The following is a 23,180-nucleotide window of genomic DNA, read 5'->3' on the forward strand; positions in this document are numbered from 1 at the left end:
GGTTAAATGTCTGTTTTGCTTTTTTGTTTCTCCTGCCACTGTGCAGCAAAAGATTTGTCGGCAATTTCTGGCATAGCACGATACTTACCCCACATCTTTTTAAAGAAGAATTTGAGCAGGAAGTTTTTGATCTTTCCTCCAACCATATCCATCCGGGAGCGTTTGGACATGCCCGTGTTCCACATTTTCCAACCGATGTCCTCTACTTTTGTATTTTCATGTTGTTCTGCGGCATCCCTTCGGTTAAACAGCAGCATTTTATGAATATCGATCTTAACGGGGCATACTTCTGAACATTTTCCGCAAAGGCTGGAGGCATAGCTGAGGTGTTTGAAATCCTTCATCCCCTGTAAATGTGGAGTGATGAGCGAACCGATCGGGCCGCTGTAAGTGGTGTTATATGTATGTCCACCGATGTTTTTATAGATCGGGCAGGCATTGAGACAGGCTCCGCAACGGATGCAATATAAACCCTGGCGCTGATCTTTCTGGGCCAGCAGGTTTGTACGTCCGTTGTCCAGCAGGATAACATACATTTCTTCGGGTCCGTCAGTTTCATGCGGCTGTCGTGGCCCACTGAGGATGGTATTGTAAACTGTGAGGTTCTGACCTGTTCCATGGCTGGCCAGCAGCGGCCAGAAAAGATCCAGGTCGGCCATCGAAGGAATGATCTTTTCGATCCCTACAATGGCAATATGTATCTTGGGGAAGGTAGTGCTTAATCTGGCATTCCCTTCGTTCTCCGTAAGCGCTATACTGCCTGTATCGGCAATGAGGAAGTTGCCTCCGGTGATACCAATATCAGCAGTGAGGTATTTTTCCCTCAGCAGTTCCCGGGCTTTCTGTGTGAGCTGCTGCGGTGTGTAGTCTATCGGAGTGCCGAATTTCTCGTGGAAAAGCTTCGCGATATCCTCTTTGGTAAGGTGCATTGCAGGAGTAACGATATGGTATGGAGCCTGGCCAAGGAGCTGTACGATGAATTCTCCAAGGTCGCTTTCCAGCGAGTTAATGTCATTTTTCTCGAGGAAATCATTCAAATGAATTTCTTCGGTGATCATCGACTTGGACTTGATAACCGTTTTACCGCCGCTTTTGCTGATAATATTTAATATCTCCCGCTGTGCCTCTTCGGTATCGTTTGCCCAGATTACTTTACCGCCACGACGCTGAAAGTTGGCTTCAAATTCTGGTAAGAATTTGTCGAGGTTCTCCATTACTCTCCATTTGATCGTATGGGCCTTCTTTTTTGAGTTCTCTAAATTCTCAAATTTAGTGAGGCCTCTCTCAACCGCGGCATTATATTTACCAATGTTATGGTTAATCGTGTCACGGTGATCCAGATCAAATGCCTTCTCATCTGCCTTTACCAAAAACTCCTCAGCAATCTTCGTCATCTTCAAATATAAATAAATACGTTTATAGGTAAACAAAAAAACCTGCCGGTTGGGGCAGGTTTTTTATTGTTTTACAAGTATTTTTTATTTTTTAGGAGTACCATCTTCGTTTTTGTCCACTACAGGGCGTTTAGCGCCGTTCGCGAGTTCCCATGCAGTGTAATAAACCAGCTGAGCGCGTTTGCTGAGCAGGTCAAAATTGATTTTGCTCACTTCATCTCCGGGCTGGTGGTAATCTGCGTGTACACCACTGAAGTAAAAGATAACCGGGATACCATGTTTAGCGAAGTTATAATGATCTGAACGGTAGTAGAACTGATTTGGATCTGTCCTGTTATTGTATCTCATATCCAGGTTCATTTTGATGTTATCGTCATTCGCTTTGATACCGATGGCATTCAGGTCGGAACTTAACATATCAGAACCAATAATATAGATATATTCAGGATTGTCCTGGTGTGCATCATCAACACGTCCGATCATATCGATATTCAGGTCAGTAATGGTTTTATCCAGTGGAAATACCGGGTGTTCTGAATACCATTCAGATCCAAGTAATCCTTTCTCTTCACCAACAACGGTCATAAACAGGATGCTTCTTTTTGGTCCTTTACCTGCTTTTTTTGCTTTGGTGAAAGCATCTGCAAGCAACATCACTCCTGTAGTACCAGAACCATCATCATCAGCACCATTGTTCACTTTATCCGGGCCGGAAGTTGTGAGTCCGATATGGTCATAGTGACCGGTGATGACCAGGATCTCATCTTTCAGAACAGGATCAGATCCTTCCAGGAAACCCAGTACGTTCTCTGCCCTTACTTTAACTTCTTCTTTTGCTGCTTTTCCGGCTACGGCAACCTTTAAGTTCCGGGATGCCGGCTTTCCTGAAGAAGTAATTTTTTGCTGCAAAGCTGACACTGTAGTACCTGCAGCTTTTAACAATTCATTAGCAGTAGCAGTGGATACTCTGATTGACGCAAGTGTATTTGCGCTCTGCAGTTTTGCCGTGTTTGCTGCGTTTTTCAGCATCACGTCACCTTTGCCACTGTAGTTCATTTTCATCTCTTCAGTGATGTTATCCAGATTTGGATCGATCTGAATCACTGCAAGTGCTTTGTGCGAAGCCAGGTATTGTATTTTTGCCTGCTGAGCAGCCATCATCTTTCTTCTGGCAGCACGGTCTGCAGGAGCAGCAGCAGTGTCTTTAGTTGTTGGATCGCCATAAGCAAAAATCAACACTACTTTTCCTGCAACATCTACACCTGCAAAGTCATTGTAACCCTGCTGATCCAGGCCATAGCCTGCGAAAACGATATCTTTTGCATCGAAATTGAATCCGCCTAAAGCAACTGTAGAAGCAGAAACTACGAAATCTTTGGCATATTCCTTCGTTTGTCCATTGATGGATAAAGCCATCCCGCTAAGGTTATAGGAAACCATATCAATCGGCTGGAAATAACTTCCGTTCACAGGAGCTTTTAAACTCAGTGATTTAAAATAATCCCTGATATAATCAGCGGCCATCCAGGCGCCTTTTTTACCGGTTTCCCTACCTTCATACTCATCAGATGCCAGCACTGACAAATGTTTGTAGGCATTGTCTTTATTGATGGAGGTGCTGAATTTCTCGGCAGTTTTGTTTTGTGCAGCACAGCCCAGGCATAGTAATAAGGCTAAGCTGGTGCTTAAAAATTGTTTGTTCATGTCTTAGTCTTGTTTGGGTGCTTTACGTGTTCCATAAAGCTCTTTATTCTTTTTACCTTCGATGTAGGCTGATATATAGATACTCAATTCATATAGAAGGAAAAGCGGGAAGGCTACAACAAGCATGGTAATCATGTCAGGTGTAGGCGTTACAATTGCAGCGATAATCAGGATGACAACTACCGCATAACGACGGCTGGCTCTCATGAACGCAGGGGTCATCACACCAAACAGTGACAAAATGTAAATGATTACAGGTAGTTCAAAGATAATTCCCGTTCCGATGGTTAAAGTTGCTATGGAAGAGAGGTAAGAATCAATGGTAAAGGTATTTTCAATCATCGGACTGATCGAAAAGCCTGTCAGGAAATTTATCGATAGGGGACAGATGATAAAATAACCAAAAAATACACCGGTGAAAAAAAGTATCGAAGCAAAGAATACAAAACCGCGGGCTGACTTTCTTTCTTTGTCATGCAAGGCTGGTTTGATGAACAGCCACAATTCAAACAGCAGGTAGGGGATACCAAAAACAATTCCCGTCATGATACAGGAGTTGATCTGAAGCGTAAACTGTCCTGCCATTTCTGTATTGATGATTTTACCTTTTATTTCTGTAATACAAAAATCGGCACCCAGCGAAGGAAACTGGGCCACCAGTTTACACATCATACGGTAAGTCCAGAAATCAGGACTTTTAGGGCCCATGATCACTACATTGAAAAGGTATTCGTAATACCAGAAAGCGAGACCCGTAAAAATTACTATCGCCAATAAAGCACGCAGGAGGTGTTTTCTTAATACATCAATATGGTCAAAAAAGGACATTTCGGCTTCTAAACTCTTTCCTTTATTCTTAACGGCCTCTATAAGGTCCTGCGCTCTATTATCACTCATGAATATAATTTGTAAACAAAAATACCATTCTATTTAATTTAGAATGGTATTTACGTTAAATATAATAATTAGATCTTTTTAATCAGTAAAAACAAAAGTTTCCATGAATTTTGTGGTGAAATTACCTGCCCTGAAGTTAGGATCTTTCATTAATTTCAAGTGGAAAGGAATGGTAGTTTTTACACCTTCAATCACAAATTCACTTAAAGCGCGTTCCATGGTACTGATAGCTTCTTCGCGTGTTTGTGCTGTACAGATCAGCTTCGCAATCATGGAATCATAGTTTGAAGGGATCTGATAACCCGCATAAACGTGAGTATCAACCCTTACGCCATGACCACCTGGTGAATGGAAGTTTGTGATCTTTCCTGGTGAAGGCCTGAAGTTATTGTAAGGATCTTCAGCATTGATCCTGCATTCGATAGAGTGCAAATTAGGGAAGTAATTCTTTCCTGAAATTGGCACACCTGAAGCAACTTTTATTTGTTCTTTAATTAAATCGTAGTTGATGATCTCTTCTGTTACCGGATGTTCTACCTGGATACGGGTATTCATTTCCATGAAATAGAAGTTACGGTGTTTGTCTACCAGGAATTCGATGGTTCCTGCACCTTCGTAAGATACTGCAGTAGCACCTTTGATGGCAGCTTCACCCATACGGTCTCTCAGCTCTGGAGTCATAAACGGAGAAGGAGCTTCTTCTACCAGTTTCTGATGACGACGCTGAATAGAGCAATCGCGTTCTGATAAGTGACATGCTTTGCCATACTGATCACCAATAATCTGGATCTCGATATGTCTTGGATCTTCAATATATTTCTCAAGATAAAGACCATCATTACCGAAGGCAGCACCAGACTCCTGTCTTGCGCTATCCCAGGCATTTTCAAAGTCTTCATCTTTCCAAACCACGCGCATTCCGCGGCCACCACCACCGGCAGTAGCTTTGAGGATGACAGGGTAACCAACTTTATTAGCCAGTTCGATACCTTCTTTTACACTTTCCAGTAATCCTTCAGATCCCGGAATGGTAGGTACACCTGCTTTTTTCATGGTTTCTTTGGCTGATGCTTTATCACCCATAGAGTTGATCTGCTCAGGTGTAGCGCCAATGAATTTAATACCGTAGTCTCTGCAAACAGAAGAGAATTTTGCATTCTCTGACAAGAAACCATAACCCGGATGTATAGCATCCGCATTGGTTAATTCAGCAGCAGAGATAATATTTGGAATACTCAGATAAGAATCTTTACTCGGAGGCGGGCCTATACAAACAGCTTCATCCGCGAAACGAACATGTAGACTTTCCCTATCTGCAGTAGAGTAAACAGCGACAGTTTTAATGCCCATTTCTTTACAGGTACGAATAATACGCAAGGCAATCTCGCCCCTGTTGGCAATTAATATTTTTTTAAACATATAATTGATAAGATGATGATTTGCTAAAAGCAAATTACATAGGTTCTACTAAAAATAATGGTTGGTCATATTCTACCGGAGATGAATTGTCTACCAGTACTTTAACTACTCTTCCAGAAACTTCACTTTCAATTTCGTTGAATAACTTCATAGCCTCGATGATGCAAATTACCTTACCCACAGCGATCTCATCACCAACATTTACAAATGATGGTTTTTCAGGGCTTGATGAACGGTAAAATGTACCGATCATTGGAGATTTAACAGTAATATATTTTGAAGTATCCTCTGCTGCTACTGCTGCTGGTTCAGCTACCGGAGCTGCATTTGCGATCACAGCAGCTGGTTGTGCAGCTGGTGCTCCTGCCAGCACTTGTGGTGCTACAGCGGGTACAGTAGTATTTATAACCGTTGGGGTCTGGTTAGTTTTGATAGTGATTTTGAAGTCTTTTTGTTCAATAGCAACTTCATTGACGCCCGAACGAGAAACAAATTTAATGAGTTCCTGAATTTGTTTGATATCCATTTTGTGGTATTTTGTTGAAAAGATTTCTGTCTTATAAAGACTCTAAGTTAATATTTATTATCGTATAAATTAGTAAGCCCATTTGATGTACACGGCACCCCAGGTAAAGCCGCCCCCAAAAGCAGCGAGAACAATGTTGTCGCCTTTTTTAAGCTTGCTTTCCCATTCCCACAAACAAAGTGGGATGGTTCCGTTGGTCGTATTGCCGTAACGCTCAATATTGATCATTACCTTTTCTGATCCTACGCCCATTCTTGCGGCAGTAGCATCGATAATTCTTTTGTTGGCCTGATGCGGTACCAGCCAGGCTACATCATCAGCGGTCAGCTCATTTCTGTCCATAATCTCGGCAGCGACATCGGCCATATTGGTAACAGCAAACTTAAATACTGTTTTACCTTCCTGGAATACGAAGTGCTCTTTGTTATCTACAGTTTCATGAGAAGCTGGTTTCACTGAGCCTCCGGCTTTCTGGTTCAGGAACTGTCTGCCGGCACCATCAGATTTAAGGATAGAATCCATAATTCCATTGCCCTCTTCATTTGGTTCTACCAAAACAGCGCCACATCCGTCACCAAAAATGATGCAGGTAGTACGGTCTGTATAGTCGATGATCGATGACATCTTATCACCACCAACAACCAGTACCTTTTTATGTTTGCCTGATTCGATAAATTGTGAAGCTGTAGTGAGTCCGAAGATAAACCCTGAGCAGGCTGCCTGGAGATCAAATCCCCATGCGTTTTTAGCGCCTATTTTATCCGCGAGGATATTTGCTGTTGCCGGGAATGGCATATCAGGAGTAGTGGTACAGAAAATGATCAGATCGATTTCTTCAGCACCGATACCGCGTTTTTTTAGCAGGCCATTTACAGCATGCACAGCCATATCGGAGGTTCCGAGACCTTCACCTTTTAATATTCTTCGCTCTTTAATACCCGTTCGTGAGGTGATCCATTCGTCTGTTGTATCTACAAGAGATTCTAATTCTTTGTTAGACAATACATATTCGGGAACATAACCTTGAACCGCAGTAATAGCAGCGTGAATTTTATTCATTTTTCTCGTATTTATTTAAAAGCAGCCTGTATTTTTTCTACCAGACCTGTAGTTATCATTTCTCTGGCTTGCAGCACCATATTCTTTACCGCTTTAGGGGTAGAGATACCGTGACCAATGATGACTGGTGCATTCACACCCAGCACAGGGCTTCCACCATGATTCTCATAGTTGAACCTGTCAAAAAATTCATCCTTGAGTCCTTTCTGGATAGTCATCACATAAAAGGATTCTGCAAGTTTAAGCATAATATTTCCTGTGAAGCCATCACATACAATCACATCCGCTTTTTCGTTAAAAAGATCGCGGCCTTCAATGTTTCCAATAAAGTTAAACTGCTTACATTCCTTCATTAGCGGGAAGGTGGCGAGGCTGAGCATGTTGCCTTTCTCGTCTTCTTCACCAATATTGATGAGACCAACTTTAGGATTGTTGATGTGCATGACATTTTCGGCATATAGACTGCCTACGATACCAAACTGTACCAGTACGTCTGGTTTACAATCTGCATTGGCGCCTACATCGAGCATCAAACCAGTACCACCGTCCAGTTTAGGCACCAGAGTACAAAGGCTTGGCCTGATAATGCCGGGTACAGTTTTTACGCTGAATACCGCGCCCACCATCATGGCTCCGGAATTACCGGCACCAATAAAGGCATCAATTTCTCCCTTTTTTAACATGGAGAAACCTAAAGAAATGCTGGAATTAGGTTTTTGGGCGATTGCCCTTGTAGGATGTTCGCCCATACCAATTACTTCTTCGGTATGAACATATTCAAAGTGATCGGCATTGAAGCCTTTTTCGGCAAGGATCGGCTTAATCTGCTGTGTATCGCCAATCAGCACCAAGTGCTCGTTTGGCGATAAAAGTTCATGAGCTGCTATTGCTCCCAAAACATTTGCTTTGGGAGCATAGTCTCCGCCCATTATATCGAGACCTATTTTCATAGTAAAAAATCAGTTTGTGAGTAAAGCGTTATTGCCTTTTTTTCCAAGCGCCTAAGTTAAACTTAAAGAGGCTGAAAACACAAACAATTTCTCAGTAAAATTAACCTATTGAGGTATTTTCAATAACCAATTTACCGTTGTAGTATAAGTTACCGTCAACGTTGTATGCATGGTGAGGAACGTGGATTGCACCAGTAGTTTGACAAGTAGCGAAAGAAGGAGCTACCGCTTTATAGTGTGTTCTTCTTTTATCTCTTCTGCTTTTAGAGATCTTGCGTTTAGGATGTGCCATTGCTGATTTATTATTTTAAATTATTATTTTAATTTTCGTAGCGCTTCCCAGCGTGGGTCGTCACTTGTTGTTTTTTCTTCCTGTTGTTGAGATGGTGAAGAGAGGTTTTCCAGTCTTTCAATCATCTCGCTGTCGCATTTAGCATCAATGCCATTCTGCTCACAGATTTTAATGTAGGGTACTGACACTGTAATCAATTCATATAGAATCTCAGAAATATCAATACTACTTTCTTTTTTGTTGAGCATGATAATCTCCAGATCATCACTCTCTAAATCATCCTCTGCAAACTTCACGATCTGCCTTTCTGTAACGTCCAGCGGAGAGTCAAAAACTGCAAGGCATTTATCGCAATCCAGTTTAATCGTTCCGGCAACGTGAATCATCAGAATCAGCATTGTCTCCTGTTTGTCCAGCTCTACATCTACTTTTAGTTGCCCTTCTTTTACCAAAGAGTACTCAAATGCGTCAAAAAAGCTGTTATCAATCTCAAAATCAAATTGATGCTTGCCAATTTTTAAGCCTGTAAACGGGATTGAAAATTGTTGTAAAGGTTTCAATTGTAACAAAATTTTAGCCCGCAAATGTATGAATTAATTTGGGATATCTAAAATGTTTTACAAATATTATTAAAGGTTAATTTGCATCATCCTTTACATCGGCTGCAGTTTCTATTACTTTGCCTCCGCTTCTTAACTGATTGCTTAACAGAGATTCCTGCTCACGTCTGTGTTTTACAATGTGCGCAGCAGCAAAAACTGCCTCAAGGAATGAGGAAGGATCTGCCACATTTTTGCCGGCGATACCATATCCCGTACCGTGGTCGGGAGAGGTGCGCACATATTTCATTCCGGCGGTGTAGTTAACACCATTACCGAAAGCAATAGTTTTAAATGGAATCAGTCCCTGGTCGTGGTACATCGCCAGAACAGCATCAAATTGTTTGTAAGTTGCGTTTCCAAAGAAGCCATCCGCAGGATACGGGCCGAAGCAAATCACGCCTTTATCAAACGCTTCCTGTATTGCAGGTATGATGATATCCTGCTCTTCTGTTCCCAGCAAACCATTGTCGCCTGCATGCGGGTTTAGTCCCAGTACTGCGATTTTTGGTTTTTCGATCCAGAAATCCTTTTTCAGGCTTTCATTGATCATGACCAGCTTTTTAACGATCTTTTCTTTGGTGATGCTTTGTGCAACCTGCGTGATCGGGATATGGCCGGTAACGACACCGACACGAATATCTTCGCTCACGAGGAACATCAGCACATCTCTTGCGCCACTGCGTTCCTGCAGGTATTCTGTATGTCCGGGAAAGTTAAAAGTATCAGACTGTATATTATGTTTATTGATTGGTGCGGTAACCAGTGCATCTATATCTCCGCTGACCAGGTCTTCAGTTGCTTTTTCCAATGATAACAAGGCATATTTTCCACCGGTAGGGGTTGATAGACCAAGTTCGATCTTCACATCTTCCTCCCAGCAGTTGATCATATTGGCTTTTTTCGGATTTGCATCCGCAGCCTGACTGATGACGTTGAAACTGAAATCACTTAAACCGAGGGCTTTTCTATGATAGGATGCTACTTTGGTATGTCCATAAACGATAGGGGTGCAGTAATCCAGGATACCTTGATTAGCTAAAGTCTTCAGAATAACTTCCAAACCAATGCCATTTACGTCGCCTATACTGATACCTATTTTAATCTTACTGCTCATGCTCAAATAAAAATTTAGCGCAAAATACAGAAAATTCATCAGGATAGTGTTTTTTAGTGGGTCATATGTCCGGTGTTACCCCATTAATCATAAATCTTTAGTTATTTTGCAGGAATGATGACGGTGGTTACTGTTTTCAAATTTAATAAGGATAGCATATGAGTCTGGTAAGGGCGAAAAAACATTTGGGACAACACTTTCTGACCGATAAGAAGATTGCGGAAAAGATTGTGAACGGTCTTGTTCATACTGATCAGTACCGTCAGGTGCTGGAGGTAGGCCCGGGGATGGGTATTCTTTCTGACATCCTTCTGGAGAGGGATTATCTGGAGACTTTTATGATAGACATTGATACGGAATCGTATCATTTCCTGAATGAGAAGTATCCGCAAATGGGAAGCCGGCTGATCAATGGGGATTTCCTGAAGCTTGACCTGGCGGCTGTTTTTCCGGGAAAGTTTGCCATTATTGGTAATTTCCCTTACAATATATCTTCACAGATCCTGTTCAAAGTACTGGAACACCGCGATAATGTGGTGGAAATGGTGGGTATGTTCCAAAAAGAAGTTGCAGAACGCTGTGCTTCAAAATCGGGAACTAAGGAGTATGGTATCCTCAGTGTCCTGATACAGGCGTACTATGATATAGAATACCTCTTTACCGTAAAGCCCGGTACTTTTAATCCGCCACCAAAAGTAAACTCGGGTGTGATCAGGCTGAGCAGAAACAAGGTGGAAACGCTGCCATGCGATGAGAAACTTTTCTGGGCAGTAGTAAAGGCGGGCTTTAACCAGCGCAGGAAAACATTACGCAACGCTTTGTCGGGTGTGCTGCCCAAAGCGAAAATGGACGATCATATTTTTTTTGAAAAACGTGCGGAACAGCTGACGGTGGAAGATTTTATTACACTTACACAGCATGTAACTGAACGCGCTAAAATTACTATACAAACAGATGAAGGGTAAAATTTTAATTGTTGACGACCTGCATCCTGTATTTAAGGAGAGGGCAGTACAACTGGGTTATGAAGTTGATGACCTTCCAAAAATCACAAGAGCTGAAACAATGGCCGCAATTGCGGGATATGATGGTATTGCCGTGCGTACAAAATTCAGAATTGATAAGGAACTGATGGACGCGGCTCCCGGGCTTAAGTTTGTAGCCAGGGCAGGAGCTGGACTGGATAATATTGATGAAGCCTATGCCAATGAAAAAGGCATTTTGCTGATCAATGCCCCGGAAGGAAACAGGGATGCTTTAGGTGAACATGCCGTGGCGCTGCTGCTTTCACTGATCAATAATCTGCGCAAGGCTGATATTGAAATCAGGAATGGTATCTGGGACCGTGAAGGCAACCGTGGCTGGGAACTGAAGGGTAAAACTGTCGGAATCATAGGCTATGGCTTTATGGGCAGCAGTTTTGCACAAAAACTTTCAGGTTTTGGTGTTAAGGTGATTGCCTATGATAAATACAAGACCGGGTTTTCTGATGCCTATGCACAGGAATGCAGCATGGAGGAGATTGTAAAACACAGCGATGTGCTCAGTCTGCATATCCCCCTGACTTCAGAAACCAGGCAAATGGTAGATGCAGAGTACTTTTACCATTTCAAAAAGAAGATATTTTTTATCAATACTGCGCGGGGCGAAATTGTGAGCACGAAAGCGGTGCTTGAGGGTTTGTCATCCGGCAAGATCATGGGTGCCGGATTGGATGTACTGGAGGCAGAGAAGTTCCCTAATTTGGGAGAACAGAACTGGTATGACGAGCTAAAAGTCTCTCCGAAGGTGTTGCTGAGCCCTCATGTGGGTGGCTGGACCTTTGATTCGTACCGTAAGATCTCAGAAGTTCTTGCTGATAAGCTGGAACAGCTAAAATAATAAAGAGGCCGTATCATAAACCATTTACGATACAGGCCCTATTGTATATCGTTATGTTTTTGATTATCCTCTGTTGAGTTACAGAAGGTATTCTGGTCGCTATTACCAGAGGTTTAGGAAGCTGTTGATGAGGTGTTGACAGGCTCAATTCATCGTTTTGAGCCTGTCAACACCCTGTTAACACCCCGTTAACAGCCTGCTAAGTATGAAGCAGATGCCTGCCGGGGGCGATGATCGGACGATCTTATATATCACTGTCTTATACGATGTCTGCTCCTGATTTTACTTTTTCCAGTCGTTATTTGCTGGTGTAGCATCCATATAGATACCGCCATCAATCACAATTGCAGCAACTGCCTTTTTAGCGGTAAACTGAACTGAAGTGGATTTCTGGTTGGCTTTCCAAACTGCAGGGGTATGGTGGAATGCTTGTGTGGTGCCGTCTGCATAAGTTACTTTGACATCGAAAGGAATGGCGAAACCACCTACATTATTTAACGCAACTGCATATTCATCACCCTTGATAGAAACTTTGTCGATAGCCAGATCTATATAGTTATTACTGAAGAACCAGTTATTCCAGTACCAGTTGAGATCCTGACCGGAAACATTATTGATTGAATTAAAGAAATCCCATGGCACAGGATGTTTACCGTTCCAGCGATCCATATAGGCACGGAGATATTTTTTGAAGGCCTCATCACCGAAAAGATCCTTTAAACCAAGGTAAGCCAGAGAAGGTTTTACATAGGCGTTATTGCCTGTGGCAAGAGTAGTGGGCGTAATTACCGGCAGCTCCTCTTCGGTGTTTTTGCTGGCAATCCATCTTTTTACCCTGAACTGCTTATAGTTTTCTGCTGCTTTTTCTTTACCCAGCTGGTCAATGGCAATCAGGTATTCGAGAGTAGTTGCCCAGCCCTCATCCATATAAGCGTAACGTGTTTCATTGATACCCATATAAAAAGGGAAGTAGGTGTGTGCGATTTCGTGGTTCATCACAAACTGGCTGAATTCCATATCCGGTGTAGTAGAATCGTTCACCATCATTGGGTATTCCATGTCGGCAAAGCCCTGCACTACTGTCATTTTTGAAAATGGGTAGGGCACTCCCGGCCAGTTCAGAGAGAACCAGTTCAATGCCAGTTTAGACCATTCTACACCGTGTGAAAAGTCTGTAGCTTTTGAATCATAGGCAGATTGTACACTTGATCTTCTTTTAGTTTTCGGATCAACGATCACACTTCCGGCATCCCATATATAATGGTTGCTCAGAGCAAAAGTAATATCAGTGATATGATCGGCAGTAAATTTCCAGGTATTCCATGCATTCTGTTTGGTTACCTGTCCCTTGGACATCTCTTCGGCATTTGCCATGGAAATTACCTCGTCGCTGGTATATGATTTTTTCAGGCGCTGGGCAATCTTTGGCTGCAGCACCTCGTCAGGATTTTTCAGGTCACCTGTTGCCCAAACCACATAGTTTTTGGGTGCAGTGACGCTAAACTGGTAATCATTGAAATCATTGTAGAACTCTGCCCTGTCGGTATGTGGGATGAGGTCCCAGCCATTATAGTCGTCATAAACGGAAATTCTTGGGAAGGCATAGGCAACAAAGAATGTAGTACTGTCCAGTTGTCCTTCGCGTCCGCTTTCTTTGGAAAGAGGGTAGCTCCAGCCAATCTTTAATTTAGCAGTTTCGCCGGGAAGGATCGCTTTTTTTAATTTAACCATTCCAATCGTTCCCCAGTCTTTTGCATCAATGGCATACGAATCAGCCCCGATAACAAAAGAGCTGATCTTTAATCCTGTGGTCAGAAAATCCTGTCCTGTGTAATTGGATCTTGGAGATTCAGGTTTGTGGATATTATTGACAAACCTGACAGCGATGGTGCGTAAAGTATCAGGGCTGTTGTTGGTATAATCTATGGTTTCATTTCCTTTTACCGTTTTATCATCTGGCGTAACGGTAAGTGACATGTTGTATTTTCCTTTGTTCTGCCAGTAGCTTTTGCCTGGTTTTCCATCTGCCGAGCGGGTACCTTTATCGAAGGCAGCTTTGATATTTCTAGGCATGTAAAGTTGCTGTGCCTGACTGCTGTAAGTAAATAACATACCCAGGACGGCCAGTCTTAAAATTTTGCGGTGCATAAAGATTAATCAATTAGTTGCATCAAAAGTAAAGGTTTTAAGTTCTTTCTAAACAATTCAAATCAAAAGATTTGCTTTTATAAGAATTGCCTGTTATCTTCGTTTTAATTGAAGCAAGACTATGTAGGCTTAAAATGCCCATATAGTCTTGTTTGTATTTTAAAGGAAGTTATAAATAATAAATAAGCTATGACAGAGGTAACATACTACACTCAGGAAGGATTAGATAAGCTAAAGGAAGAAGTACATTACTTGACGACAACAGGGAGACAACTGATCTCTAAAGCTATAGCTGAAGCAAGAGATAAAGGTGATCTTTCAGAGAACGCAGAATACGATGCTGCCAAAGAAGCACAAGGGCTTCATGAGGCGAAAATTTCAAAATTGAAGGCAACTTTAGCTTCAGCAAGACTGATCGATGAATCAAAACTGGATACATCAAAGGTACTTGCATTATCAATTGTTAAAATTAAAAACGTTAAAAACGGGGCGACCATGACTTATCAGCTGGTTGCTGAATCAGAGGCTGATATGAAATCTGGCAAGATCTCAGTAAAATCGCCTATTGCCCAGGGATTACTGGGTAAGTCTGTTGGCGATAAAGCAGAAATTGAAGTTCCTGCGGGAAAGATAGAGTTTGAAATTTTAGAAATCAGCAGATAAACAATAACATATGGCAAGTATATTTTCAAAGATTATAGACGGGGAGATTCCCGCGCATGTAGTTGCAGAAACGACAGAATTTCTGGCTTTTCTGGATATTAATCCCCTGACGATGGGCCACGTGCTGGTGATCCCAAAGAAAGAAGTTGATTATATATTTGACATGGATGACGAGAGTTATTTCGGACTGACGCTGTTTGCCAAGATTGTTTCGGCAGGTGTGAAAAAAGCATTTCCATGTATTAAAGTTGGAATGGCAGTGATAGGTCTTGAAGTGCCGCATGCACATATCCATTTGATTCCGCTAAATACGATGGATGACATCAACTTTAGCCGTCCCAAGCTGCATCCTACCCAGGAGGAGCTTGAAGAAGCTGCACTAAAAATTAAAGCACAGTTATAATATAACTGTGCTATCTTAGTTTCTCATTATTCCGGTGCCTGTCGGCATCCCTTATACTTTTCTTTACCAGATTTTTCTCCAGAGCTTCCGTCAGGTTAATTCCGGTCTGATTGGCAAGGCAGATCAGAACGAACATTACATCGGCCATTTCTTCTCCCAGATCCACTGCTTCATCACTCTTTTTGAAAGATTGCTCTCCATAACGGCGCGACATGATGCGGGCTACTTCGCCTACTTCTTCCATTAATATGGCCGTATTGGTGAGTTCATTAAAATAGCGGATGCCCGTGGTATTGATCCAGCGGTCTACCGTTTCCTGTGCTTCCTGTATGGTCATGACTATACTTTATTTTTTGTGTCTATCAGTATGGTTACGGGGCCGTCATTGAGCAGACTGATTTTCATATCTGCCCCGAAGATTCCGGTTTGAACGGGTTTACCAAGCAGTGTGCTCAGCTGCCTGATCATGGCTTCATATAATGGGATTGCTTTTTCCGGCCTGGCTGCCCGGGTAAATCCTGGTCGGTTTCCTTTTTTTGTAGCGGCAAACAGCGTAAACTGACTGATCAGCAAAATATCTCCGTTGATGTCTGCCAGGGATTTGTTCATGAGTCCCTGCTCGTCGCCAAATATCCTGAGGTTAACAATTTTTGATGCCAGCCATTCCAGGTCTTCCTGCTGGTCGCTGTCTTCAATACCCAGCAATACCATCAAGCCTCCGGTGATCTCCCCGGTGACCTGTCCATCAACTTTGCAGCTTGCTTCGGTTACTCTCTGGATCACTGCTCTCATTATGCCCTGGTTTCGTTGCCGTGATAGATACTGAGATAACTCTCATAGCGGCTGGTGTCTATTTCTTCATTTTCTACTGCTTTTAATACGGCACATCCGGGTTCATTGATATGTCTGCAGTTATGGAATTTACAAAGGTGCATCAGATCGCGCATCTCGCGGAAATAATGGCCCAGCTCTTCGGGTTTGATATCATAGATGCCAAGCTCCCTGATGCCTGGTGTATCGATCAGGTATCCCCCAAATGGCAGGGTGTGCATTTCTGCAAAAGTAGTGGTATGCTGTCCTTTATCACTCGACTCCGAGATCTCTCCCGTTTTAATACTCCTTCCCGGAAGAAGGGCATTGATCAGGCTTGATTTTCCCACTCCGGAATGGCCGGAAAATAAGGTTGTCTTATCTTTTAAGAGTCCCTCTATTACAGGAATATTGGTTCCTTCCAGTGCAGAGACGGTATAACACGGATAATCCAGACGTTCGTATATACTTTTATAATCTGCCAGTACTTCCAGCCCTTCATCGCTGAAGAGATCGAGTTTGTTAAAGATCAGCGTGGCCGGGATACGGTAAGCCTCGGCCGTTACGAGAAAGCGATCTATAAAGCCCAGCGAGGTACGTGGCGAAACCAGCGTGACAACGAGAAAGGCCTGATCCATGTTAGCGGCGATAATCTGCGCCTGCTTGGAGAGGTTAATGGATTTCCGGATAATATAGTTGCTGCGTTCATGAAGTTTGAAAATTACCCCATTATCTGAGTTGGGTTCCATTTCAAATTCCACCTGATCACCCACTGCAATTGGATTGGTGGTCTGGATACCTTTGATCCTGAATTTACCTTTGATCCTGCAGTCATAATCCTGGCCATCTGCGCCATGAACCTGGTACCAGCTCCCTGTTGATTTAATTACTAATCCTTGCATATTTACAGGGGTAAAGGTAAATTTTTTTATGATTTCCTTGCTTATTCAAAAAATATAACTTTACTTTATGGCGCAGCAACAACTAAATAGTTTTTGCTCCTGAAATATGAAATCACCTATTACAATTACATCCATTATTATTACCACCACCGGCATGTCCGGAGGCAGGTGAGCTAATGGTATAAAGAAAATATAAAAAACCATAGAAAGCGCCTTCCTCTAAACGGAAGGCGCTTTTTTTTTAATTCTAAAATTATGAATATTTTAAAATTCGGAGGTACTTCAGTCGGTTCAGCAGAAGGCATCCGTACCCTGATCAGTATACTGAAGAAGGGAGAGCAGGAAGAGTATCCTGTAGTAGTACTCTCGGCGATGAGCGGCGTAACCAACCTGCTGCAGCTCATGGCAGAGAAAGCACTTTTAGCTGAGGAATATGCTCCGGAACTCAAACAAATTGAGGAAAAGCATTTCCAGGTGGTGCGTGAGTTGTTACCTGCATCTGCACAGAACCCGGTGTTTACCAAATTAAAGATCTACTTTAATGAACTGGAAGACATCCTGCAGTCGGTATATACTTTAAAGGAATTGAGTCCTCAGACCAGGGATTCTATCCTGAGTTTCGGAGAGCGCTGTTCTACATTCATGATCAGCCATATTGCCAGACAAGATTTCCCTGCTGCACTTGCCGTGGATGGGGCTGAACTGATCAAAACTGACAGCAACTACGGACAGGCGAAAGTAAATACGCCTTTAACAGAAATGCTGATCCAGGATTTCTATGCAGCTAATCCTGATAAATTGTTGTTTGTAACCGGATATATTGCCAGCAACACTGAAGGCAGAATCACTACCCTGGGACGCGGCGGTAGCGATTTTACTGCTGCGATATGGGGATCTGCCTTAAACGTGAACCAAATTGAAATCTGGACTGACGTAGACGGTATGCTGACTGCCGATCCAAGGATTGTTGAAAAAGCATTCTCATTGTCAGAACTGAGCTATACCGAAGCGATGGAACTTTCATATTTCGGTGCCAAGGTGATTTATCCGCCAACGATGATCCCTGCCTTTTTAAAGAAAATCCCTATTGTCATCAAGAATACCTTCAATACAGATTTTGATGGTACGTATATCCGCCATGGCGCAGATTCTTCGGACCTGCCGATCAAAGGAATTTCATCTATCGATGATATCAGTATCCTGAACCTTTCCGGTAGTGGTATGGTAGGAAAAGCTGGTTTTAGCGGCCGTCTGTTCTCCCTTTTATCAAGAGAGCAGATCAATGTAGTGCTGATCACACAATCTTCATCTGAGCACAGTATCACTTTTGCAGTGAAGCCGGAAGATGCACTGAGAGCGCTGGCGATCATCAGCAAAGAATTTGAACTGGAACTCCATGCCAAGAAACTGGAATATCCGCAGGTAGAAAACGGATTGTCTGTACTGGCAATTGTAGGGGAGAACATGAAACACACGCCCGGTATGTCTGGCAAGTTATTTCATGCCCTGGGCAGAAATGGAGTGAACGTAAGAGCAATAGCACAGGGATCTTCAGAATACAATATCTCGGTAATCCTGTCGAAAAACGATTTGTCTAAGGCGGTGAATGCAGTGCATGACGCTTTCTTTGCTGATCTGAAAAAGACGCTGCATATCTTTTGTCTGGGCACAGGAAATATTGGTAAAACATTGTTCCGCCAGCTGCTTAGCCAAACTCCGCATTTAGCGAAGAACAATGATCTGGAAGTAAAGGTAATGGGTATCAGCAATTCCCGCCAGATGAGTATGAGCAGCACAGGATTTGATCTTGCCAACTGGGAAGAGGAAATGCAGGTTAATGCAGAGCCCGCTGATCTGAAGGATTTTGTGAAGCAGATGAAGGCAATGAACCTGCCGAACTGCGTTTTTGTTGATAATACAGCGAGTCCTAATCCTGTATATTATTATCAGGATATCCTGGAATCAAGCATCTCAGTGGTGACTTGCAATAAAATTGGTAACTCTGGAGAATATAGCCAGTACAGTGCATATAAGGCTGCTGCACGAACCTACGGGGTAGATTTTCACTATGAAACTAACGTAGGTGCAGGCTTGCCGATTATCCGCACCCTGAAAGACCTGATGATGAGTGGTGACAATATCGCCAGCATTGAAGCGATCCTGTCTGGTACCATTTCTTATATCTTTAACAATTTTAAAGGAGATGTGAAATTTCATGAGATCGTGAAGTCTGCACAGGACATGGGTTATACTGAACCTGACCCGCGCGACGACCTTAACGGGAAGGACTTTATGCGGAAGATGCTGATCCTGGCCAGGGATGCCGGATATCCTCTGGAAGAAGCTGATATCGAAATTGAAAGCATGCTCCCTGCTTCTTGTCTGGCGGCGGCAACAGTAGCTGATTTTTACCAGGAGCTGGAGAAAAACACGGAATACTTTGAAAATCTCAAAACAACGGCTGCCAGCAGTGGAAAAGTGCTGAGATATATTGGCAAGCTGGAAGCGGGTAAGGTAGCGATTACACTGCAGATGGTAGATGATTCGCATCCTTTTTATATGTTATCAGGTAGTGATAATATTATTTCTTTTATCACTGATCGGTATAAAGACCGTCCTTTAGTGGTTAAGGGGCCAGGTGCAGGTGCAGAAGTTACTGCAGCAGGAGTATTCGCAGATATAATAAATGTAGGTAAGAGATGAGATCGTCAGTAAAAGTTTTTGCGCCAGCTACAGTTGCCAACGTAGTTTGCGGGTTTGATGTGTTAGGATTTGCAGTAAATGAGCCGGGGGATGAGGTGATCATGCGGGTAACAGATACGCCGGGAGTGTTGATCTCCAAAATTACCGGTGATGAAGGACGTTTGCCGCTAAATCCGGCAAAAAATACTGTGAGTGCAAGTGTTCAGGATTACCTGAAACATATTGGACGTACAGATATCGGAATAGATATAGAGTTACATAAAAAGATGCCGATTGGCAGCGGGCTGGGTTCCAGCTCTGCAAGTACGGTGGCAGGCCTTTTTGCGATCAATACTCTGTTTGATAACCAGCTTACAGCTCAGGAACTCGTGCCCTTTGCGATGAAAGGTGAGGAGCTTGCCTGTGGGTACGGTCACGCAGATAATGTAGCCCCGGCCTTGCTGGGAGGATTTGTGTTGATCAGAAGTTATGAGCCACTGGATGTGATCAGTCTTCCTTTTCCTGAAGAGATGTATGCAGCTATAGTATATCCTGAAGTGGATGTGCCTACAAAAGATGCGCGCCAGATGATCCGTTCCAAGGTTTACCTTAAAGATGCGGTAAAACAATGGGGGAATGTAGCGGGACTGGTAACAGGTTTGTTCACTAAAGACTACGACCTGATTGGCCGCAGTATGGTTGACGGACTGGTGGAGCCTACGCGTTCTATCCTGATCCCTGATTTCTATAAAATGAGAAGTATTGCCATGGAAATGGGTGCCATCAGCTTTGGTATTTCTGGCTCCGGCCCTTCGGTTTTTGCCTTGACGAAAGACGAATCCACAGGTCATGCGATCACTCAGGCTTTACAGAAACAACTAAAATCCATCCAGATCAACAGTTTATCATTTGTATCATCAGTTAATAAAAAAGGTCCGGTTGTACTGGATTAAAGTATATCAGAATGAAATTATATAGTACTAATAACCACGACCTGGAAGTAGACTTTCAGTCGGCTGTTTTTAACAGCATGCCACAGGACAAAGGATTATATATGCCGACAGAGATCCCTGTGCTGGATGAAGATTTCCTTAAAAACCTGGACAAATACACCCTTCCGGAAATTGCCTATAAGGTGGCGTCAGCTCTGTTGCAGGACGATATTCCTGCGGATGACCTGAAGGCACTTATTGATGATGCCATCAATTTTCCTGCTCCGGCTAAAAAGCTGGATGAGGAAACTTATGTACTGGAACTGTTCCATGGCCCCTCATTGGCTTTCAAAGATTTTGGAGCGAGATTTATGAGCAGGGTGATGGGCTATTTCCTGAAAGACGGAGAGCAATTACTGGATGTTCTGGTAGCTACATCAGGTGATACCGGTGGCGCAGTGGCGCTGGGCTTTCTGGGGGTGCCCAATACACGTGTGACAATCTTATATCCCAAAGGAAAGGTGAGTGAAATCCAGGAGTTGCAATTGTGCAGCAATGGACAGAATATCCGCGCTATAGAGATCGACGGAACATTCGACGACTGCCAGGCACTGGTAAAACAGGCTTTTGCAGATGATCAGCTGAACGCCGAAATGAGACTTACCTCAGCCAATTCGATCAATATTTCAAGACTGATTCCTCAGACGTTTTACTATTTCAATGCCGTAGCACAATTGTACAGGGAGGGTAAAAGAGACATTGTGTTTTCTGTGCCAAGTGGCAACTTTGGTAATATCGCTGCAGGATTACTGGCCTGGAAAATGGGCTTGCCGGTAAAACAATTTATTGCTGCTACCAATGCCAATGATACTGTGCCTCGTTTCCTGGAAACAGGGGTTTATGAAACCCGTCCCTCAGTTCAAACTTATGCAAACGCAATGGACGTGGGTGCACCAAGTAACTGGGTAAGGATCATGGAACTGTTTAAGCAGGATACTGTAAAGCTGAAAGAACTGGTAAAGAGCTACCGCTATACGGATGATGATACAGTGAAAGCTATTGAAGCCATTTACCAGCAGTTTAACTATGTAGCTTGTCCGCATACTGCAATCGCATGGCTGGCAGTTCAGGCCTACAAAGCTGAATACCCATCGGCAGAGGATGCTTTCGTCTTTTTATCAACGGCACATGCCTGCAAGTTCCCGGATATTTTCTCTGCTGAAATGGCTGCACATATTGATTCTCCGGAGCAATTGGAAGAGTTGAAAAAGAAAGGTAAATCAGCTACACCAATGAATGTGGATTTTGAAGCCTTTAAAGGGTTTTTACTTACTGAATCTTTTTAAAACGCATAATAGCGATATCGCCCATCATGAAGTTGAGGGTGGTATCGCCTGTTATTGCATATTTATTTACTTTTTTCAGCATCTCAAAAAATACGGCCTCTCCTTCACCGGGACAGGCCATTTTTGTAACTATTAATGGCTCATTGAAATTGATGGAAGTATCATCTGCCTGCAGCTTACCTGAAAAAGAGTTGCAACTGCTGTTTCCGCTTATGCGTTTGTCGGCAAGGTTGAAAATCATTTGCGGTTTTTTTCCCGGATAAAGACCATTAAAAGCAATCCTTGGTCCCGAAATATAATTCAGTTCCCAGGAGCCCCCCAGTTTGGACAGATCAGAGCTTGCCTCTACTGTATTCTTAAGCGCATTACATGATGATAATGTAACGATAGCAAGCATAATCAATGTCGTCTTTCTCATAACGTTCCTGTTTATAGGAACGGAATGTACAAAGAATCTGCCAATTTTATCCCAGAATAATAATTAGACATCAGAATTAGAAAATTTCGCGGGCAATTCTCCTGGTCGGTTCGGGATTACTCATGGTATAAAAATGCAATACAGGCGCACCAAGTTTTACTAACTCTTTGCATTGCTGTATCATCCATTCTATACCCACTTCTTTTACTTCCTTTTCATTCTTGCAGGCTTGTATCGCCTCTGTCAGGTTCTCAGGAAGATCCAGGTGGAAGATCTTGGGCAGACTGATCAGTTGTTTGGATGAGGTGATGGGTTTTAGTCCGGGAATAATGGGTACATTTATCCCATTTGCCCTGCATTGTTCAACAAACTCTGAATATTTGGAATTATCGAAAAACATCTGTGTAACGATAAATTCTGCACCCATATCCACTTTTTGCTTTAGATATTTGAAATCTGTTTTGAGGTTTGGCGCTTCGAAATGTTTCTCCGGGTATCCGGCTACGCCAATACAGAAATCAGTTTGGTAGGCGTCATGGTCTTCAAACAGGTATTTGCCTTTGTTCATGTTAGCTACCTGCTCCAGCAGGTCTGTTGCGTAGGCATGGCCGCCTGGGGTAGGAATAAACCCGGAATCTGCGTGGCGGGCATCACCGCGCAACACCAGCACATTGTCGATACCTAAAAACTGCAGGTCGATCAGTGCATTTTCTGTTTCCTCTTTGGTAAAACCTCCGCAAATCAGGTGTGGAACAGCATCTACTTTATACCTGTTCATGATAGCCGCGCAAATGGCTACCGTTCCCGGGCGTTTACGGTATGAAACTTTCTCCAGCAGCCCATTATCATGCTGTTTGTAAATATAATCTTCTCTATGGTACGTTACATCAATGAAAGGAGGGTTGAATTCCATCAAAGGGTCAATGGCATCGTAAATATCTGAGATACTCTTTCCTTTAACAGGTGGCAGCAACTCAAACGAAAACAGGGTTTTGCCCCCGGCATTCTCAATGTGTTCGGTAATCTTCATTCTCAGTT

General features: G+C 43.0%; 23 protein-coding genes. 7 read left to right on the forward strand and 16 right to left on the reverse strand.

Features of this window, described 5'->3' with window-relative positions; translation table 11 throughout:
* Positions 1-2 precede the first annotated feature (2 nt).
* The 10 genes from OQY15_RS19145 to pdxA form a co-directional block, all read right to left on the reverse strand.
* Positions 3-1,394, reverse strand: a complete 1,392-nt coding sequence (locus tag OQY15_RS19145; RefSeq protein ID WP_265793540.1) for a LutB/LldF family L-lactate oxidation iron-sulfur protein — start codon at positions 1,392-1,394, stop codon at positions 3-5.
* 84 nt (positions 1,395-1,478) lie between these two features.
* Positions 1,479-3,098, reverse strand: a complete 1,620-nt coding sequence (locus OQY15_RS19150) for a M28 family peptidase (protein WP_265793541.1) — start codon at positions 3,096-3,098, stop codon at positions 1,479-1,481.
* A gap of 3 nt (positions 3,099-3,101) precedes the next feature.
* Positions 3,102-3,995 (reverse strand): twin-arginine translocase subunit TatC, encoded by an 894-nt coding sequence (gene tatC, locus OQY15_RS19155; protein ID WP_265793542.1) that lies wholly within the window; start codon positions 3,993-3,995, stop codon positions 3,102-3,104.
* A 78-nt stretch (positions 3,996-4,073) separates the two neighbouring features.
* Positions 4,074-5,414 carry an acetyl-CoA carboxylase biotin carboxylase subunit gene (gene accC, locus OQY15_RS19160; RefSeq protein WP_265793543.1) on the reverse strand — a complete coding sequence of 447 codons (1,341 nt, stop codon included), beginning with the start codon at positions 5,412-5,414 and terminating at the stop codon, positions 4,074-4,076.
* Positions 5,415-5,448: 34 nt separating this feature from the next.
* Complete coding sequence (gene accB / locus OQY15_RS19165; protein WP_265793544.1) at positions 5,449-5,940, reverse strand: acetyl-CoA carboxylase biotin carboxyl carrier protein; 492 nt, start codon at positions 5,938-5,940, stop codon at positions 5,449-5,451.
* Between the two features lie 69 nt (positions 5,941-6,009).
* A complete protein-coding gene (locus OQY15_RS19170) occupies positions 6,010-6,999 on the reverse strand; it encodes a beta-ketoacyl-ACP synthase III (protein ID WP_265793545.1) in 990 nt (329 codons plus the stop codon).
* Between the two features lie 11 nt (positions 7,000-7,010).
* Complete coding sequence (gene plsX, locus OQY15_RS19175) at positions 7,011-7,949, reverse strand: phosphate acyltransferase PlsX (RefSeq protein WP_265793546.1); 939 nt, start codon at positions 7,947-7,949, stop codon at positions 7,011-7,013.
* A gap of 100 nt (positions 7,950-8,049) precedes the next feature.
* Positions 8,050-8,241, reverse strand: coding sequence for a 50S ribosomal protein L32 (gene rpmF / locus OQY15_RS19180; protein ID WP_142527375.1), 192 nt, complete (start codon positions 8,239-8,241; stop codon positions 8,050-8,052).
* Between the two features lie 23 nt (positions 8,242-8,264).
* Positions 8,265-8,801, reverse strand: a complete 537-nt coding sequence (locus OQY15_RS19185) for a DUF177 domain-containing protein (protein ID WP_265793547.1) — start codon at positions 8,799-8,801, stop codon at positions 8,265-8,267.
* Between the two features lie 76 nt (positions 8,802-8,877).
* Positions 8,878-9,957 (reverse strand): 4-hydroxythreonine-4-phosphate dehydrogenase PdxA, encoded by a 1,080-nt coding sequence (pdxA, locus tag OQY15_RS19190; protein ID WP_265793548.1) that lies wholly within the window; start codon positions 9,955-9,957, stop codon positions 8,878-8,880.
* A gap of 158 nt (positions 9,958-10,115) precedes the next feature.
* Here pdxA and rsmA point away from each other — a divergent pair, with 158 nt between their 5' ends.
* Complete coding sequence (gene rsmA, locus OQY15_RS19195; RefSeq protein ID WP_265793549.1) at positions 10,116-10,922, forward strand: 16S rRNA (adenine(1518)-N(6)/adenine(1519)-N(6))-dimethyltransferase RsmA; 807 nt, start codon at positions 10,116-10,118, stop codon at positions 10,920-10,922.
* Complete coding sequence (locus tag OQY15_RS19200) at positions 10,912-11,838, forward strand: 2-hydroxyacid dehydrogenase (protein WP_265793550.1); 927 nt, start codon at positions 10,912-10,914, stop codon at positions 11,836-11,838. Before rsmA ends, OQY15_RS19200 begins: the two co-directional genes overlap by 11 nt.
* A 282-nt stretch (positions 11,839-12,120) precedes the next feature.
* Here the strand turns inward: OQY15_RS19200 and OQY15_RS19205 are convergent, their stop codons facing one another.
* Positions 12,121-13,986, reverse strand: coding sequence for a M1 family metallopeptidase (locus OQY15_RS19205; protein ID WP_265793551.1), 1,866 nt, complete (start codon positions 13,984-13,986; stop codon positions 12,121-12,123).
* Positions 13,987-14,175: 189 nt separating this feature from the next.
* On the opposite strand from OQY15_RS19205, the gene greA reads away from it, so the two are divergent.
* Positions 14,176-14,649: a transcription elongation factor GreA gene (gene greA, locus OQY15_RS19210; RefSeq protein ID WP_265793552.1), complete on the forward strand. Its 474-nt coding sequence runs from the start codon at positions 14,176-14,178 to the stop codon at positions 14,647-14,649.
* Between the two features lie 10 nt (positions 14,650-14,659).
* Complete coding sequence (locus OQY15_RS19215) at positions 14,660-15,052, forward strand: HIT family protein (protein WP_265793553.1); 393 nt, start codon at positions 14,660-14,662, stop codon at positions 15,050-15,052.
* A 10-nt stretch (positions 15,053-15,062) separates the two neighbouring features.
* Here the strand turns inward: OQY15_RS19215 and OQY15_RS19220 are convergent, their stop codons facing one another.
* The 3 genes from OQY15_RS19220 to rsgA are packed head-to-tail and all read right to left on the reverse strand — an operon-like array spanning position 15,063 to position 16,764.
* Positions 15,063-15,389: a nucleotide pyrophosphohydrolase gene (locus OQY15_RS19220; RefSeq protein ID WP_265793554.1), complete on the reverse strand. Its 327-nt coding sequence runs from the start codon at positions 15,387-15,389 to the stop codon at positions 15,063-15,065.
* Positions 15,390-15,391: 2 nt separating this feature from the next.
* Positions 15,392-15,844 carry a D-aminoacyl-tRNA deacylase gene (dtd, locus tag OQY15_RS19225; RefSeq protein ID WP_265793555.1) on the reverse strand — a complete coding sequence of 151 codons (453 nt, stop codon included), beginning with the start codon at positions 15,842-15,844 and terminating at the stop codon, positions 15,392-15,394.
* Positions 15,844-16,764 carry a ribosome small subunit-dependent GTPase A gene (gene rsgA / locus OQY15_RS19230; protein ID WP_265793556.1) on the reverse strand — a complete coding sequence of 307 codons (921 nt, stop codon included), beginning with the start codon at positions 16,762-16,764 and terminating at the stop codon, positions 15,844-15,846. Before rsgA ends, dtd begins: the two co-directional genes overlap by 1 nt.
* Before the next feature lie 255 nt (positions 16,765-17,019).
* Between rsgA and thrA the strand changes: the two genes are divergently transcribed.
* Genes thrA through thrC form a run of 3 tightly spaced genes read left to right on the forward strand, consistent with a single transcriptional unit; the run spans position 17,020 to position 21,724 of the window.
* Positions 17,020-19,467, forward strand: a complete 2,448-nt coding sequence (gene thrA / locus OQY15_RS19235; protein WP_265793557.1) for a bifunctional aspartate kinase/homoserine dehydrogenase I — start codon at positions 17,020-17,022, stop codon at positions 19,465-19,467.
* Positions 19,464-20,399 (forward strand): homoserine kinase, encoded by a 936-nt coding sequence (locus tag OQY15_RS19240; RefSeq protein WP_265793558.1) that lies wholly within the window; start codon positions 19,464-19,466, stop codon positions 20,397-20,399. The genes thrA and OQY15_RS19240 overlap by 4 nt, the downstream gene beginning before the upstream one ends.
* An 11-nt stretch (positions 20,400-20,410) precedes the next feature.
* Positions 20,411-21,724, forward strand: a complete 1,314-nt coding sequence (gene thrC, locus OQY15_RS19245) for a threonine synthase (RefSeq protein WP_265793559.1) — start codon at positions 20,411-20,413, stop codon at positions 21,722-21,724.
* Here thrC and OQY15_RS19250 read toward each other — a convergent pair.
* Both OQY15_RS19250 and metF read right to left on the reverse strand, forming a co-directional pair.
* A complete protein-coding gene (locus OQY15_RS19250; protein WP_265793560.1) occupies positions 21,708-22,142 on the reverse strand; it encodes an META domain-containing protein in 435 nt (144 codons plus the stop codon). The genes thrC and OQY15_RS19250 overlap by 17 nt on opposite strands.
* 76 nt (positions 22,143-22,218) lie before the next feature.
* Positions 22,219-23,172, reverse strand: a complete 954-nt coding sequence (gene metF / locus OQY15_RS19255; protein ID WP_265793561.1) for a methylenetetrahydrofolate reductase [NAD(P)H] — start codon at positions 23,170-23,172, stop codon at positions 22,219-22,221.
* Positions 23,173-23,180 lie beyond the last annotated feature (8 nt).

Origin of the sequence: Pedobacter sp. MC2016-15, from assembly GCF_026239695.1 — a bacterium.
In the GTDB taxonomy this organism is placed as follows: Bacteria; Bacteroidota; Bacteroidia; order Sphingobacteriales; family Sphingobacteriaceae; genus Pedobacter.